General features: G+C 33.1%; 13 protein-coding genes, 4 tRNA genes and 1 pseudogene. 5 read left to right on the top strand and 13 right to left on the bottom strand.

Annotation, left to right across the window (positions count from 1 at the left end; genetic code table 11):
• Positions 1 to 2: 2 nt before the first annotated feature.
• From rarD to recA, 11 genes are all read right to left on the bottom strand, one after another.
• Complete coding sequence (gene rarD, locus A9G31_RS02925; RefSeq protein WP_065560355.1) at positions 3 to 899, bottom strand: EamA family transporter RarD; 897 nt, start codon at positions 897 to 899, stop codon at positions 3 to 5.
• Between the two features lie 81 nt (positions 900 to 980).
• A complete protein-coding gene (gene serS / locus A9G31_RS02920) occupies positions 981 to 2273 on the bottom strand; it encodes a serine--tRNA ligase (RefSeq protein ID WP_065560354.1) in 1293 nt (430 codons plus the stop codon).
• 869 nt (positions 2274 to 3142) lie between these two features.
• Entirely contained in the window at positions 3143 to 3319 is a 177-nt protein-coding gene (locus A9G31_RS11735; RefSeq protein ID WP_176700344.1) for a hypothetical protein, read from the bottom strand.
• 1062 nt (positions 3320 to 4381) lie between these two features.
• Positions 4382 to 4458: transfer RNA gene (locus tag A9G31_RS02915), tRNA-Arg, on the bottom strand.
• Positions 4459 to 4478: 20 nt separating this feature from the next.
• A tRNA-Arg gene (locus A9G31_RS02910) sits at positions 4479 to 4555 on the bottom strand.
• A gap of 19 nt (positions 4556 to 4574) precedes the next feature.
• Positions 4575 to 4651 (bottom strand) — tRNA-Arg (locus tag A9G31_RS02905).
• An 18-nt stretch (positions 4652 to 4669) separates the two neighbouring features.
• A tRNA-Ser gene (locus tag A9G31_RS02900) sits at positions 4670 to 4762 on the bottom strand.
• Positions 4763 to 4885: 123 nt separating this feature from the next.
• Positions 4886 to 5086, bottom strand: coding sequence for a carbon storage regulator CsrA (gene csrA, locus A9G31_RS02895; RefSeq protein ID WP_034913196.1), 201 nt, complete (start codon positions 5084 to 5086; stop codon positions 4886 to 4888).
• Positions 5087 to 5218: 132 nt separating this feature from the next.
• Entirely contained in the window at positions 5219 to 7852 is a 2634-nt protein-coding gene (gene alaS, locus A9G31_RS02890; protein ID WP_065560353.1) for an alanine--tRNA ligase, read from the bottom strand.
• A 205-nt stretch (positions 7853 to 8057) separates the two neighbouring features.
• Positions 8058 to 8564: a regulatory protein RecX gene (locus A9G31_RS02885; RefSeq protein WP_176700343.1), complete on the bottom strand. Its 507-nt coding sequence runs from the start codon at positions 8562 to 8564 to the stop codon at positions 8058 to 8060.
• Entirely contained in the window at positions 8557 to 9603 is a 1047-nt protein-coding gene (recA, locus tag A9G31_RS02880) for a recombinase RecA (protein ID WP_034913207.1), read from the bottom strand. The genes A9G31_RS02885 and recA overlap by 8 nt, the downstream gene beginning before the upstream one ends.
• A gap of 521 nt (positions 9604 to 10124) precedes the next feature.
• On the opposite strand from recA, the gene A9G31_RS02875 reads away from it, so the two are divergent.
• From A9G31_RS02875 to A9G31_RS02865, 3 genes are read left to right on the top strand one after another with little or no spacing between them, the layout of a single operon-like run.
• Complete coding sequence (locus A9G31_RS02875; protein WP_065560351.1) at positions 10125 to 11369, top strand: PqiA/YebS family transporter subunit; 1245 nt, start codon at positions 10125 to 10127, stop codon at positions 11367 to 11369.
• Positions 11370 to 11384: 15 nt separating this feature from the next.
• On the top strand, positions 11385 to 13022 hold the full coding sequence (gene pqiB / locus A9G31_RS02870; RefSeq protein WP_065560350.1) for an intermembrane transport protein PqiB: 1638 nt from the start codon (positions 11385 to 11387) through the stop codon (positions 13020 to 13022).
• Positions 13019 to 13606 carry a PqiC family protein gene (locus A9G31_RS02865; protein ID WP_081299319.1) on the top strand — a complete coding sequence of 196 codons (588 nt, stop codon included), beginning with the start codon at positions 13019 to 13021 and terminating at the stop codon, positions 13604 to 13606. The genes pqiB and A9G31_RS02865 overlap by 4 nt, the downstream gene beginning before the upstream one ends.
• Positions 13607 to 13650: 44 nt before the next feature.
• Here A9G31_RS02865 and pabB read toward each other — a convergent pair whose 3' ends face one another.
• Complete coding sequence (pabB, locus tag A9G31_RS02860; protein ID WP_065560348.1) at positions 13651 to 15408, bottom strand: aminodeoxychorismate synthase component I; 1758 nt, start codon at positions 15406 to 15408, stop codon at positions 13651 to 13653.
• The gene (locus A9G31_RS02855) at positions 15409 to 15984 is read right to left on the bottom strand and encodes an anthranilate synthase component II (protein ID WP_065560347.1); all 576 of its coding nucleotides are present in this window, start codon (positions 15982 to 15984) and stop codon (positions 15409 to 15411) included.
• A gap of 293 nt (positions 15985 to 16277) precedes the next feature.
• Between A9G31_RS02855 and A9G31_RS11575 the strand changes: the two are divergent.
• Together A9G31_RS11575 and A9G31_RS02850 are read left to right on the top strand one after the other, a co-directional pair.
• Positions 16278 to 16397 (top strand): annotated as a pseudogene (locus tag A9G31_RS11575) (hypothetical protein); the annotation flags it as partial.
• Between the two features lie 76 nt (positions 16398 to 16473).
• Positions 16474 to 16724, top strand: a 251-nt coding sequence (locus tag A9G31_RS02850) for a transposase (RefSeq protein WP_176700342.1), incomplete at its 3' end; no start/stop codon positions are given.

Raw genomic sequence — 16724 nt, 5'->3', positions numbered from 1 at the left:
ATCTATTGTAATCTTTTTCGTTTTATTGCACGTATAACAAAAATCCCACCTTCAAAAGCTAGAATGCAAACAGATAACCAAATAAATCCATATGACACAATATGTTCTGATGATACTTTTTCATGCAAAAACAATATAGAAATAACTGTTAGTAGTACCGGCTCTACATATCCTAATAAACCAAATAATCCCATGGGCAGTAAGCGACTTGCAACAAAATAGATAGCAAAAGCAATAGCCGTGATGATCCCCAAGGTTGGTATGTAAATCGGGAAATGAGAAAGATCACTAATTATTTTGTCTAAACGATAATTTAAGGCACAATATATAAGACACCCTATGAAGATAAAGAAAAAGTCAGAAAACGTACCTACAATGCCATCTATTCGCAATTTGCGCCTTGTCATAAAGTAGATTGGATACCCCAAAGCAATAACAGCGGTTTCCCATGAGAAAGCACCAGTGATGTAAATTTCAATAGCCACGCCTAATACTGCAAGTGCAACAGCTATTTTTTGCAAAAAGCTGAGTTTTTCTTTATAAAAGATTTGCCCAGAAATCACCATTGCTAGTGGCAATAAAAAATAACCTAGCGATGCCGATAATCCATGTCCGTTAAGTGGTGCCCAAATAAAAATCATCATCTGTATTGTGAGCAAAACAGAAGAAAATAATAACCCTAATAAAAAAAGTGGTTGTTGCTTTATTCGTCTAAAAAGTGCAGTTATAACTGACCACTGTTTTCCCGCAATGATTAATATAACTATTGCAGGAAATGAAGTTAGTAATCGCCAACAAAAAATATCAACAACAGATAAGGAATGTAACAAAACAGGGTAGTAATAAAGTAACCCAAAGAGACATGATGCCAGTATTGAAAGCGCTACACCTTTTATCATTTTTTCACCTTTATTAATAAAAAAATAGCGCTAATAAATAGCGCTAATAAATAGCGCTATTCTCTGCAAGAGAAGGGGGAGTTATTTAATAAACTCAACACCATTCATATAAGGTACTAAAACGGATGGAACTTTAATTGAACCATCTGCTTGTTGATAGTTTTCCATAATAGCAACAAGTGTACGTCCAACAGCTAGACCAGAACCATTTAGTGTATGTACTAAATATGTTTTGTTATCAGCTTTATTACGATAACGAGCTTGCATTCGGCGAGCTTGGAAATCCCACATATTTGAGCAAGAAGAAATTTCTCGGTATGTATTTTGAGCTGGTACCCATACTTCAAGATCATAGGTTTTACAAGAGCCAAAGCCCATATCTCCAGTACATAACACAATTTTTCGATATGGTAATTCAAGTAATTGTAATACTTTTTCTGCGTGAGCAGTTAACTCTTCTAATGCTTTCATAGATTCTTCAGGTTTAACAATTTGAACTAATTCTACTTTATCAAATTGATGCATACGAATTAAGCCGCGAGTATCTTTACCGTAAGATCCTGCTTCAGAGCGAAAGCAAGGGGTGTGTGCTGTCATTTTTAAAGGTAATACACTTTCATCAAGGATTTCATCGCGCACAAGATTAGTGACAGGCACTTCGGCAGTTGGAATTAACGCATAATTACTGCTTTCAGCTTCTTCATCAAGCGGTTTAGTATGAAATAAGTCACCTGCAAACTTTGGCAATTGCCCTGTTCCAAAAAGTGTTGCTTGATTGACTAAATACGGAACATAAATTTCGGTATAACCGTGCTGTTCTGTATGTAAATCTAACATGAATTGAGTAATAGCACGATGTAAGCGTGCGATTTGTGATTTCATAACCACAAAACGTGCACCTGTGAGTTTTACCCCTGCTGCAAAGTCAAGATCACCAAAGCGTTCTCCTAATGCAACATGATCTTGAATTGGGAAATCAAATTTTCTTGGTGTGCCAAAGCGTGAAATTTCAACATTATCATTTTCATCTTTTCCATCAGGAACAGAGTCATCAGGAATATTTGGGATAGTGGAAGCGATATCTTTAATTTTGCTTAGTAGGATATCAAGCTCTGCTTTAGCGCTATTGAGTTTTTCACCAAGTTTATTGACTTCTTCACGGACAGCTGTAATATCTTCGCCTCGTGCTTTTGCTTCACCAATTGCTTTTGAACGAGCATTACGTTCGGCTTGTAAGTTCTCGGTTTCAACTTGTAATACTTTGCGTTTTTCTTCTAAGTGACGAATCGTATCAATATCTAATTTAAATCCTCGACGTGCTAATTTATTAGCGACAAGATCCAATTCATTTCGGAGTAAATTTGGGTCCAACATAAATAGTGTCCATTATTAACTAGGGAATATCTTTCTACTTTATCGTTATTCTATTATAGAAAACAGAACATATAAATTAAAAAGTAGATTAATTTACCGATATTAAAATTTGTTAGCTTAGTATACTAGAATTATATTGGGATTCAACCGAAATGGCGACCAGAAGAACTTTAGGGAACTAGTAAAATATTATTTATTCAAATAGATAGACGATAAGCTGTTTTTTGATATATTAATCATATACAAATAAATATTTTTCATAATATCGGCTAGAGGGCTGTTTATCTTTGAATAAAAAGAAAATAAAAAGCATAAAGATGTTGTTATAATATAATTTCGAATTACTTAATATCGATATAATCATCAGATCATTTGATTATTTAGGATGATAATAGTAAACGCTGTGGATTAATCTTACAATAGCACAGCTCATGGTAATTGAAATAGATTGAATAGGCTGTAGCTATTTTGTCCACGTTTTTGTGCTGATTGATTCTTGATGCTGTAATTTTGCAAACATCCGTTTAGGCTTGAGATTTTTCGCTTCTAACTCTTTTAAACATCTGATATCCCAAATTTCTAGACCATCGTATTTTTCCTCCATTTATAAAAAGTTGAATATCCCATATCTTATTTGAGGCAAAGCGCTTTAATTGAAAAATGTGCTTTAACTTTTTTAATATCGGTACGATTTAGTGCTTATCACCTTTTTCATATTCAAATTCTCTTTTACTTTTGTCATAGACAATTTTCTACTTTTTAGGGGATAGTTATGATAAAGGGGGGAGCTTTTAGTTCCCCTTTTTATTCGTTTTATTGTATTTTAGTTTTTTTGGTTGATGTTGATGTAAGTAGGTTTCCTAAAAAAACTAATAAATATCAATAATAAAGTCAATATCTTGTTGTTCTTGTAATTTCACCCTTAACAATTCTTTAAGTTCTTTTATTAAGCTATTTAGTTCAAATATTTCTTTTTTTGTGAGTAGCTCTGTTTTTGATTTTAATTCTTTAATTCTTAGAATTTTTTGCTTTATATTTTTGCACATTATTTACACTCCTTTCATTATTTAAATTTACTATAACTTATTACTTTTTAAAAATATTTGAAAGATTTCAACGATCAGTAATACTAATTAATATAGGTTTTGACTATCGTGCATGATTTAATCGATCTGTAAAACCGATCATAATATACTACCAATCAAAATTGATTTAAAGAATAAGAAAGGGATAAGTTATGTTTCGGTAAAAATGTAGTAGATGATATCGTCGATTTCTATCAGAAAAATTAAATTGAATATAAAGAATTATGGAAAAGATTAATCGAATTTTTAATATTTCAGTATCTGATTGTAACGATTTTCTAAATCGATAGCTCGGTTATAAATGGAACATAAACGTGTATATCGGGTATATTGTGAGTTAAGGTTTACTCAGAATAAAACATAGAAGCATACTTCATTTCGAACACCAGAAAAGTGGTGAATGTTGGTCAATGGATTTTATGAGTTTCGTTAACGTCTTTTTATAACGTTTAATGTCATCGATAACTTTAAATGAGAAGCATTAGGCATTGATATTGCAGACTGGTAGGATTTAATCCTTTATCTGAATAAACAGACCCAATATCATGGTTATCCACTCAAAATACGGGTAGATAATGGATTAGAATTAGAAAAAGTATTTATCTATTGTGAAAAATCATATGGTATTACTATTGATTATATTGAGTCTGATAATGCATATCTAATTGGTTATATTTAACAATCTAATCGTACTTACTAAAACAGAGTGTTAGATTTATATCTTTTTAACAACCAATAGTAAACAAAAAGAATAACTGAAAATTAGCTCTCCATTTATAATACTGAAAGACTTTATGAGACATTAAATAACGTGGCGCCTATTGAATATAAAACACGAAAGCAAGCAGCGTAATTTTCTACATTAGTTTTAACTATGTGCTATTAAAATTCCCAAAATATACAAATAAACGTACAAAGTGGTGTGATGAGTAGTTCTTAACTGTTTTTGATTCTGGATATAATAAGATAAGTTTTTATTTTTTAATTATTGCTATAACTGATAAAGTGTTCGCAAGTGGTAAATGGTGCACCCGAAGGGATTCGAACCCCTGACCGCTCGGTTCGAAGCCGAGTGCTCTATCCAGCTGAGCTACGGATGCGTGTAAGTTCGTTAAAAAAGTGGTGCATCCGAAGGGATTCGAACCCCTGACCGCCCGGTTCGTAGCCGGGTACTCTATCCAGCTGAGCTACGGATGCGTTTTGAATTTATTTAAAATGGTGCATCCGAAGGGATTCGAACCCCTGACCGCCCGGTTCGTAGCCGGGTACTCTATCCAGCTGAGCTACGGATGCATATTTTAATTTATTTAATGGCGGTGAGAGAGGGATTCGAACCCTCGATGCAGCTTTTGACCGCATACTCCCTTAGCAGGGGAGCGCCTTCAGCCTCTCGGCCATCTCACCAAGACATTATGACTTTGCTTGAATAACAAAATCATAATGTGTGGCGCACATATTACGTTTTACAAAAAATAAGTCAAACATTTTTTTGCTTACGCGTGCTAGTTGTTTATTTCCTGCCCAATATTACCCTATGGACTTAGGTATTTCATCATTTGCTTCTTGTGGTTGATGAATTTTGTTATATATTTCTTCCCTATGAATAGAAACTTCTTTAGGTGCATTAATACCTACTCTGACTTGATTTCCCTTCACGCCCAAGATGGTAATAACTACATCATCACCAATTATTAGTGTTTCACCTACTCTCCTAGTTAAAATTAACATTAGATCTCCTAATATCAGTTAAGTATATATCCAAACAATTTTAATATATAGCTTTATCAGCCCCCATCAATAAGACGGGATTTTACAGAAAAACTCTAATATTCAATTAACAAATATTTTGAGTCTATCTGGCTAATTTGCTTGTAATTTATTACTGATTTCCTTTTTCACAGAAGATAACGCTTCTGGTAATGCCGAGAGATCCATTCCACCTGCTTGAGCGAAATCAGGTCGCCCACCCCCTTTACCGCCCACTTTTAATGCTAATTGGGAAACCAAATCTCCTGCCTTAACTATATTGACTAAGTCATTGGTTACACCTGCAGCTAAATTGATTTTATCATCATTGACGGCGGCTAAAATTATTACACCTGTCTTTAATTGATTTTTTAGATCATCAATCATAGTTCGTAATAATTTTGCTTCAACATTATCAAGTTTAGCAATTAGTAAATGTTTATCATTGATTTTTTCACATTGATTAAGTAATTGTGCACTTTCTTGGCTGGCTTTCTGTGCTTTTAGTTGTTCAATTGTTCTTTCAAGCTGTTTAGTTTGATCGATTAATTGCTCAATGCGTGCCAAAACTACAGATTTATCACTTTTAGCTAGTTGTCCAATTTGAGTTAGTAAATTGGATTCATTATGTATCAAATCCATTGCATTTTGCCCTGAGGTTGCCTCAATACGGCGCACACCAGAGGCAATGCTTGATTCTGATATTATTTTAAATAACCCTATATCACCAGTTCTATCTACGTGAGTACCTCCACAAAGTTCAATTGAGAAATCGCCCATTGTCAGAACTCTAACGATATCTTCATATTTTTCACCAAATAAAGCCATAGCGCCTTTATCTTTGGCCTTATCAATTGGCATTAGCTCAATATCTACTGGTAAATTACGACGAATCTGTTGATTTACTAAGTTCTCTATTTCAATAATTTGTTCTGGCGTAATGGCTTGATTATGTGAAAAGTCAAAACGCAGATAGCTATCATTAACTAAAGACCCTTTTTGATGAACATGGTTACCTAAAATACGTTGTAAAGCAGCTTGTAATAGATGCGTAGCTGAATGATTACGTCGGATACGTTCACGTAATTCAACATCAATAGCAGCAGTGATATTATCACCAACTTTTAAAGAACCTTTTATGATTTGGCCTAGATGACCAATACTTTTACCATATTTTTGGCTATCATAAACACTAAATTCAAGGTTAGCCGCAGTTAGTAAGCCTTTATCACCTATTTGGCCACCAGACTCTCCATAAAATGGTGTTTTGTCTAGAATGACAATAGCTTCATCGCCAGCGTTAATATTTTCGACTTTTTGGCCGTTTTTAAATATAGCAATAACTTTTCCTGATGATTCTGTTGTTTGGTAACCTAAAAATTCAGTTTTATCATCAAGTTTGATAACATTACTATAATCAACATTAAATGAGCTTGATTCGCGGGCTCGTTTTCGTTGCTCTTCCATGCATTGGTTAAAGCCATCTTCATCGATAATAATGTTTTTTTCACGACATACATCAGCCGTTAGATCTAATGGAAAACCATAAGTATCATATAGTTTAAATGCAATATCCCCAGGTAAAACTTTACCTGTTATTTTTGCTAACTCCTGATCTAATAAAGATAACCCTCGTTCAAGAGTCTTTAAAAATTGCTCTTCTTCAATTTTAAGTGCATCTTCGACTAGTTTTCGATTATTTTCTAATTCAACCGCTGCGCTTCCCATCACATCAATTAATGGTTTAACTAGTTTATAAAAGAAAATATCTTTTGCTCCTAGCATGTGCCCATGACGTACTGCGCGTCGAATAATGCGGCGTAGTACATAGCCTCGCCCTTCGTTTGAAGGTAATACGCCATCTGAAATTAGGAAAGCACAAGAGCGTATATGATCAGCAATAACTCGTAGTGATTTATTTTCTAGATCTTTGGTTTGAATAATATCAGCTGCATCTTTAATCAATTCCTTAAATAGATCTATTTCATAATTAGAATTGACATGTTGCAAAACAGCAGCAATACGTTCTAGTCCCATTCCTGTATCGACTGATGGTTTAGGTAATGGTTCCATTGTTCCATCAAGGTGGCGATTAAATTGCATAAAGACAATATTCCAAATTTCTATAAATCTGTCACCATCTTCCTCTGCGCTACCAGGAGGTCCTCCCCAAATATGATCACCATGATCATAGAAAATTTCGGTACAAGGACCACAAGGGCCGGTATCACCCATCTGCCAGAAGTTATCTGAGGCATACGGAGCACCTTTATTATCACCGATACGAATTATGCGTTCTTTAGGGATACCGATTTCTTTTTCCCATATTGCATACGCTTCGTCATCTGTCTCATAAACGGTAACGGTTAACTTTTCTTTAGGTAGGTTAAACCACTCTTTACTGGTCAATAATTCCCATGCAAAATGTATTGCATCATGTTTAAAGTAATCACCGAAACTAAAGTTTCCTAACATTTCAAAAAATGTATGATGCCGAGCAGTATAACCAACATTATCTAAATCATTATGTTTACCACCAGCACGGACGCAACGTTGCGATGTTGTTGCTCTAGTGTAAGAACGCTTATCAACACCAAGGAATACATCTTTAAATTGATTCATTCCGGCATTGGTAAATAATAGTGTTGGATCATTGTGTGGAACAAGGGAACTACTTGCGACAACTTCATGTCCTTTGCCACGGAAAAAGTCAAGAAAACTTTGACGAATTTCTGCAGTACTTTTCATTTATGCTTCCATATAAAACGATAGATTTTTAAACATAGTAATATACCCGTTACAACTAAAGTTGAAAAGTAAATCTTCCTAAATTGGAGTGGAGCTAACTAATATTTATTACAAGTAAATAGGGATAAAATAAAAAAAGAATTAATGAGCTTTATTTGTAATAGGCTTTAAATTATATATTTTGTATTCTAGATATTATAATTATTTAAGTCAACAAATCGTAAGCAGTTTTAATATCATTTTGTGTATAGCCTCTAGCTATTAGAAATTGAATAACTTTTTGTTTTTCATTGTTATTTTTTGCTTTGATTTGTTTTGACTTTTTTAATAATTGTTTATATGCAAGGTTTCCCCAGTTGATATTAGAGGCTTGCAATAACTGACGACTTAAGTCAACAGATAAACCCCGTTGTTTAAGTTCCATTGCAATTTTATATTTTCCGTAACCTTTATTGGCACGCATAACAATATATTTTTCAATATAGTGGGCGTCATTTATCCAATTTTGATTAATACAATGTTCAACCACATCTTGTATTTCAGCTTTTAGGGTACTCAATTGGTCATGATATTCATCTTCTGTACTTTGTAGCTTTTTTGCAAAAAAGAATATCATTTTTTGGCTTAGTTCATACGAAGAGTGATCGCGCTGTGCAAGTAATTGCACAGCTTTATTTAGGATTGATTTATTGAGTTTTTTTTCATTATTCAATGCTGTCATTCTCTAATGAAGTATCGTCTTCAGGTGCTGTAAAATCTGCAGGGCTATTTAGTAATAAATCACGTAGTTTTGTTTCGAGCTCTTTTGCGATTTCAGGATGTTCTTGTAAAAACTTAATTGAGTTAGCTTTACCTTGTCCAACTTTTTCGCCATTGTAGCTATACCATGCACCAGCTTTATCGACTAACTTATGTTTAACTCCTAAGTCAATCAATTCGCCTTCTTTAGAAATACCACAACCATAAAGAATCTGGAATTCTGCTTGTCTAAAAGGTGCTGCAACTTTATTTTTAACCACTTTAACGCGAGTATCACTACCAATAATATCTTCGCCTTCTTTTACAGAACCTGTGCGACGAATATCAAGGCGAACAGAAGCATAGAATTTTAGTGCATTACCACCAGTTGTTGTTTCTGGGCTACCAAACATAACACCAATTTTCATACGAATTTGGTTAATAAATACAACTAAACAATTTGCATTTTTGATATTCGCAGTTAGCTTACGTAATGCTTGTGACATTAAGCGAGCTTGTAATCCCATATGAGAATCGCCCATTTCACCTTCAATTTCAGCTTTTGGAGTTAATGCTGCGACTGAGTCGACAATAATAACATCAACAGCACCAGAACGAACCAAAGCGTCACAAATTTCAAGAGCTTGCTCTCCTGTATCAGGTTGAGAAACTAATAAATCATCAACTTGAACGCCTAATTTAGCCGCATAAATTGGATCGAGTGCATGTTCAGCATCAATAAATGCACAAGTTTTACCTTCTTTTTGAGCTTGTGCTATGACTGATAAGGTAAGCGTTGTTTTACCAGATGATTCTGGTCCAAATATTTCAACAATTCGACCCATTGGTAAACCGCCAATACCTAGTGCAATATCAAGTCCTAAAGAACCTGTAGATACAGCATCTACATCTAACGTTTGGGTATCCCCTAAACGCATAATTGAACCTTTACCAAATTGTTTTTCGATTTGACTTAATGCAGCAGAAAGTGCGCGTTGTTTGTTTTCGTTCATATTATAAAATTCCAATGAGTTAGGATTGGTAATATTACACTGTATTGTTATACAGTATCAAGTTTTTTTTATACTCAACAATTATTTTATTAATTATGGAAATTAAGTCACAATTTTTATGGATAATTTATTTTATGTAATAATTGAAACTAACAAATGATGATGAAATATCGATATTCAAGATTAAATTTATTGAATTATTTTGTTAATTTTATAACTGTGAATTTTTATCAAATCTAGGTTAATAATGATTATTTTAGTATAATGAAACGAATAACGCATTTTATAAAGATTATATTTGATAATAATCAAAACCCACTAATTTAATTTAGTAATACTTTCATAAAAAAATGTCATTTGATATGATTAGTTTTGAAGCTAATATAGCCAACATTTTATTCATTAAAATATTTGTTCTTCAAAAGATTATTTAATAATAATGCATTAGTTTTACATTTAAATGTAATGTTAATCTAAAATATTTATACAGATTCAAAAATATTTCGAAATAAAGGAAAATAATGGCCATTGATAAACAACATTATGTTTTATGCTCACACTGTGATTTGGTCATAGAATTAGCTGATATAACAGTAGGGCATAAAGCTGTTTGCCCGCGCTGTAATACTACATTAGCTAAAAATGGTAGCAATATGAAGTTTAGAGCTGCTATGTATGCAGCTTGTTCATTAATTATGATTATTGTCGCCTGTGGCTTTGTCTTTATTGATATCCGAATTGTAGGAAATTACATTGGCGTTAGCGTATTAGATATTCCTAAGACCCTTTATTTTGATAAATATAGCTATGTTTCAGCACTTTTTATTTTATTTGTTTTACTTTTCCCTATATTTAATTTATTAATTATCGTCCTGCTTTGCTCCAGAATTCAATTAACAAAATATCGCAGACGCGATCTACTTATTGTTTATGAAAAATTTCAACATTGGTGTATGCCGGAAATCTTTCTTACAGGTGTTTTGGTTAGCTTTGTTAAATTAATGAGTTATGGAAGTATTGGGGTTACTGGTACGTTTTGGGCATTTTGTCTATTTGTCTTTTTTTATATAAAATCTTTAGTTATTTTCTCGCCTGAAGTAATTTGGAACGAAATTCATCGTAATAACTTTGCTGTTAATTCATTGAAAGTTGGAAAAACAGGAATTAGCCAAAATCTAAAATTATGTAATTGTTGTCAGGCTATATTACCCATACATTATAAAAAATGTCCTCGATGTAAACAAAAAAGTAAAATTAGGGATCGTGATAAAATACAATGGACTATAGCTTTGTTGATTACTTCGTTAATTCTTTACATTCCAGCTAATTTATTTGGAATTATGATAACTGTTGTTTTGGGGGCTGCATCAACTTCAAATATTATGGATGGAGTTATTTATATGTGGCAAGCAGGTGATGTACCTGTTGCTCTTGTTATTTTTCTCGCTAGCGTTGTTATACCAATTTTAAAAATTATTTCACTAAGTTGGCTTTGTTATTTTGCATTAGCAGTAAAACGAAAAAATAAGAATAATTGTTTAAAAATGAAAAAATTATATACTGCAGTTGAGTTCATTGGTAAATGGTCAATGATAGATATATTTGTTGTTTCTGTTGTTTGTTCGTTAGTGAGAAATCAGCAAATGATGGGGGTTTATCCTGATATTGGCGTTACATTCTTTGCAACTGTCGTTATTATCACAATGATTGCATCACAAAAATTTGATCCTCGTTTAATTTGGGATCGTCCGCAAAATAGAAAATAGATTAATAGGAACAATATGGCAACATCAAGTAAATTGGCAAAAATAATTAAAATTAGAGCTATTTCAGCAATATGGATTATTCCCATTGTCACTGCAATTGTTGGTCTATGGATAATCTACTCTCATTATGCTGATAGAGGTACCTCGTTCACATTACTTGCAAAAGACGCAAGTGGCATTGTTGCTGGCAAAACGGTAATTAAAAATCGCAGTGTTGATGTGGGTATAGTCGATGAAGTGACTTTATCTGATGACTACCAGCAAGTGGTTATAAAAGGCCGTATTTATAATGATATGGCGCCGTTACTGAAAAATGATTCGATTTTTTGGGTTGTTAAGCCAGAAATTGGTCGTGATGGAGTAACGGGATTAGGTACTATTTTATCGGGTGTCTATATAGAATTAGCCGCAGGGAACGATACTCACAGTTTTCAAAATAAACCTTTTGTGCTTTCTGATGCGCCTCCGTTGTCTGATCCTAGTATCAAAGGCATTCGACTAAATTTAGAAAGCGAGCAAAATGGTGTGATTCCTCGAGGTGCATCTATTATGTTTCATGGTTATCGTGTAGGTAATGTGGAAACTTCGGAATTTGATGTTGAATCGCGTAAGATGAAATATCAAATTTTTATTACTAAGCCTTATGATGTGTTAGTAACACAAAATGTACGATTTTGGAAAGAAGGTGGTATCAATTTAACGCTTTCATCTCGAGGGGCAAGCCTAGATGTTCCTTCTCTGGATGTATTAATGTCTGGAGGAATTAGTTTTGATTTACCTGAAGGCTCCAAATTAGGTGCACCTGCAGAGCAAAATGCAGTTTATACATTATATGAAGATAAAAAATCTATCCAAGATTCACAGTATACTGAATATAAAGAATTCCTTATTATGCTTTCAGACTCTATATCAGGGTTAACAGAGGGAGTACCAGTTGAATATCATGGTATTAGATTAGGAACAGTATCTAAAGTACCATTTTATACCGCTGAAATGTTAGATAAAACATCAATTTTAAATAAAAGAGTGCCGATATTAATTAGGATAGAGCCTGATCGTTTATCGGAACTGGTTGATGAGAAAATCGATATTGCCGCTTTGATAATGAAAGAACAAAAAAATGGGTTAAGAGCGTCATTAAAAACTTCAAATATGTTCACTGGTGCGCTATATATAGATCTTGATTTTTATCCTGAGTTAAAAAATAAGTATGATCCACAACTAGCGAAGCAGTTTGGTTACGATACAATTGAGGCGACTTCGACAGGAATTGCGCAAATTCAGGCAAAAATTATGCAGTTACTTGACAATTTTAATAATTTGCCACTTAACAACACACTATCACAGTTTAATCAATCACTAGCTTCAAGCGAACAGTTAATGAAATCATTAAATCAGATTATGGCAAGTAAAGAGATGCAAAATATGCCAAAAGATCTGCAAAAGACATTACGATCATTAAATGAAACAATGAAAGAATTACAACCTGGCTCTGAACTAAATAACCAAATGAAAGAAAGTTTACAAAAAGTGCAACAGATGATGGATGAATTAACGCCATTACTTAATACTCTCAATGATAAGAGCAATGCACTGATTTTTTCTGCTCCAGCGAAGAAAGATCAAGAGCCTAAAGCAAAAGGTAAAAAATGATGAACAAAATATATAAAAAGCTACTTACAATCATATTTATGCCATTACTTGCAATATTAGTCGGTTGTTCAGCTAACAACCCAAGTAAAAGCTATTTTCAACTAACTAGTAATTTACAGAGTTCAGTATCGCAAAAAATAAAAACTACCAAATATTTTATTTGGATTGAGTCGGTAGATGTGGTGAGTTTTTTAAATAAACCAGGTATTGTATTACAAACTGATAATATCAAATATGAAACAGCAACGCATCATTTATGGGCATCAACACTATCTCAGCAATTGCAAGAACGATTGACGCAAGATTTAACGGTCATGTTACCAAATTATTTAGTCTCTAGCAGATCAATTACAACGCCAACATTGACGGTAAAGTTATTTATTGATGGGTTTCATGGAAGCTATACTGGTGATGCGGTGATTAAAGGACGGTGGGTTGTTACTGATAGTAAAACTAATATTGAAAGCAAACCATTTGAACGCTATGTTCCTTTAGCAAGTAATGGATATGATGCTTTAGTTAATGCGCTATCTAAAGGTTGGCAGGATGAAGAACTAGACTTTGCAAACTCAATAAAACTTTAATGTCATAATAATATTCCGCCATAATGTTGGCGGAATATTTGAATTTAAACGGTAATTGATCTTAATGATCGTTTGAACTGACTAAAAACCTTGTCATCAATTTCTACCCATTTACGAACACTATTGATAAATGCGATTTTATCGGCTTTTAAAAGGTCATCTTTTAAAATCGTTTTTTCTAACAATTGATTGTGATCTAAATAAAATTGTCTCATGGTGCCAGCTAGTAACCCCGATTCTTTTTTAGGGGTAATCCATTGATCATTAATCCGCAATGCGAGGTTACCGTTAACAAATTCAGTTATTTCATTGTGTTGGTTAAAATTAATATATTCTTTTCCTGTAATTAAATTAGGAAAATGCTCCCGATTAGACGTTTTATGATACAAATATACGTTTTGGTTATGAACGCACTGCTTTGCAAATTCGATTTCATTGATCTGCATTGGCGAGTTAATTGTATTCTCGCTAATGGTATATAGCCCATTTTTTTGCAGTAAAATTCTGACTTTATAGATATTTCCAATATTTTTATTAGTTGCATTTGCCAACTTAATAAGTTGCAACTTAATTGCATTGATATCATAGTTAAAATCAAAATAATCAGCTGATTGAGAAAGTCTGCTTAAATGTTCTTCCAATAAGAAAAATTGTCCTTTTTCAAACAATAATGATTCAATGATATATTTGGGAAAAGAAGTGGTACGAGTTAAAATTGCTGTTTTAGCTAAAATCTCATTATATTCATCTTGTGAGGTTGAATCCCAAGTGATCCCACCGCCAACACCATAATGCATTTGTTGATTGTGTATGGTTAAAGTCCGAATTGGGATATTGAATATAGCTTTGTTCATATATGGTTCAATATATCCAATTGTCCCGCAGTAAACTCCACGTGGTGAGTTTTCAATATCTGCAATAATTTGCATTGTACTGGTTTTAGGCGCTCCAGTTATTGATCCACAAGGAAATAGTGCTTGAAAAATATGATATAAATTAACATGTTCTTTCAATTCACCTTGAATCATAGAAGTCAATTGCCAAACGGTTGGATATTTTTCGGCTGAAAATAATTTAGGAACTGTAACTGATCCTGCCTTTGCAACCCGACTTAAATCATTACGTAATAAATCAACAATCATCATATTTTCAGCTTGGTTTTTTTCAGAGAATAATAATTCTAATTGTTGTTTATCTTGGTGATTATTTAAACCGCGCGCAGTTGTTCCTTTCATTGGTTTTGTTGTAATAATTTTATTTTCTAACTTAAAAAATAATTCTGGCGAAATTGATAAAATACAATAATCGTCAAACTCAATATAAGCGCAATAGTCGGCTTGATTGTTCTTTTGTAGAAAGTGGTAATAATTAATAGCACTTTCATTAAATGGAGTAGTAAATTGAATTGTATAGTTGGTTTGATAAGTATTGCCTGATTCAATTTGAGATCGAATAAAGTTAATTTTTTGATTATATTCCTCAATTGATGTATCGCTCATCAAATCAAAATTTGGTGGAGTGTAATCACTTATTTCTACATGTTTTTGCTCAATGATAGAAAATTTATCAAAAATACCAAATATCAATAGCGGCAAATCATAATTCTGTTTTGTTTTATTTTCACTATTGAACCCCATTGCGCTTTCATAAGCGAGATATCCAACCGCATAATAGCCTTGTTGTGTGAATTTTTCGATTGAATCAAATTGTTGTTTGATTGTTGAATAATCATCAGACTTTAAAATGGCGATAGGGTTGCAAAAATATTTATGTTGACCTTCAAAGTCGATATGAATTTTCATTTAGTATTGCTCATGGACAAAATTATCAATCATTTGTAAACCAAATTCGGTTTTAATTGCTTCAGGGTGAAATTGGACTGACTCGATGGGTAACTTTTTGTGACGTAGTCCCATAATCAATCCTTGATTGTTTCGAGCTGTTACAATTAATTGAGAGTCTTTAGGTAAAGGATTATCACAAGCAATTAATGAATGATAACGAACAACCGAAAGAGGGCTTTTGATCCCTTTAAACACGCCTTGACCATCGTGCGTTATCTCATCGACTTTTCCATGCATAGGTGTTGGTGCTTTGATGATCTTATAACCATAATATTGAGCAATCGCTTGGTGCCCTAAACAAACTCCCAATATTGGGCAAATATGACTAAATTCGGCAATAGTTGCAAGTGATATTCCAGCATCGGTAGGGGAGCCTGGACCAGGCGAAATGATAATCTTAGAAAAGCTAAGCTCTTTTATTTGTTCAATTGTCATTTCGTCATTTTTAATAACTTTAACTTCTGCGCCAACTTGACATAAATAATTGTGAATATTGAAGGTAAAAGAATCATAATTATCTATTAATAATATCAAAATAGAGTCTATTAATTACATAGCGTATTGTTTTAAAACCATTGGCATTTATAACAGCCAAATTCCAGTCATACCCAGAGCCATTATACCGTTAATACAGTTAAAAACAGATATGATTGCCAGTTTGCTATCTTTTTATTTCTTTTTTATACTGAAACATATAGTAACCGGAAACTTTTTAACAACATCCTCTTTTTTCTGTGATAAATCTCACAAAGACATACAACTCTACTTGTATGGTAGTATTTGTATCGTTATTTTTATCATGCTTAAATTTACAAAAGAGGTTTTAAATGAAAATTGTAAAAGCAGAAGTATTTGTATGTAGTCCGGGGCGGAATTTTGTTACATTAAAAATAACTACTGATGAAGGCGTTTATGGTGTTGGAGATGCAACACTTAATGGTCGAGAATTTGTAACTATCCCCTAAAATAGTACAGCAAAAAAGTAGAAAATTCTCTATGATAAAAGTAAAAGGGGATTTAATTATGAAAAAAATGACTGAACATCAAATCGTCGCTATTTTAAAAGAAGCTGAAGCAGGTATTCCTGTCAAGGAACTCTGCCGTAAATATGGCATGGGTAATTCAACTTTTTATAAATGGCGGGAAAAATACGGCGGAATGGAAACTTCGGATATCAAACGCTTAAAGGAGCTGGAGGCTGAAAACCGTAAGCTTAAACAGATGTTTGCCGAACTGAGCTTAAAATCCCAGCTTCAGGAAGAAATCATAAAAAA

The sequence above is a fragment of the Gilliamella sp. Gris1-4 genome, from assembly GCF_001690335.1.
Lineage (GTDB): Bacteria > Pseudomonadota > Gammaproteobacteria > Enterobacterales > Orbaceae > Gilliamella > Gilliamella apicola_P.
Note: the sequence above shows the minus strand (reverse complement) of the source record. Positions and strands in the feature narration are given on the sequence as shown.

Coding starts and splice junctions, on each gene's coding strand:
- rarD (WP_065560355.1), bottom strand. CDS start 899: ATGATAAAAGGTGTAGCGCTTTCAATACTGGCATCATGTCTCTTTGGG.
- alaS (WP_065560353.1), bottom strand. CDS start 7,852: ATGAAAAGTACTGCAGAAATTCGTCAAAGTTTTCTTGACTTTTTCCGT.
- A9G31_RS02875 (WP_065560351.1), top strand. CDS start 10,125: ATGGCCATTGATAAACAACATTATGTTTTATGCTCACACTGTGATTTG.
- serS (WP_065560354.1), bottom strand. CDS start 2,273: ATGTTGGACCCAAATTTACTCCGAAATGAATTGGATCTTGTCGCTAAT.
- A9G31_RS02865 (WP_081299319.1), top strand. CDS start 13,019: ATGATGAACAAAATATATAAAAAGCTACTTACAATCATATTTATGCCA.
- csrA (WP_034913196.1), bottom strand. CDS start 5,086: ATGTTAATTTTAACTAGGAGAGTAGGTGAAACACTAATAATTGGTGAT.
- pabB (WP_065560348.1), bottom strand. CDS start 15,408: ATGAAAATTCATATCGACTTTGAAGGTCAACATAAATATTTTTGCAAC.
- pqiB (WP_065560350.1), top strand. CDS start 11,385: ATGGCAACATCAAGTAAATTGGCAAAAATAATTAAAATTAGAGCTATT.
- A9G31_RS11735 (WP_176700344.1), bottom strand. CDS start 3,319: ATGTGCAAAAATATAAAGCAAAAAATTCTAAGAATTAAAGAATTAAAA.
- recA (WP_034913207.1), bottom strand. CDS start 9,603: ATGAACGAAAACAAACAACGCGCACTTTCTGCTGCATTAAGTCAAATC.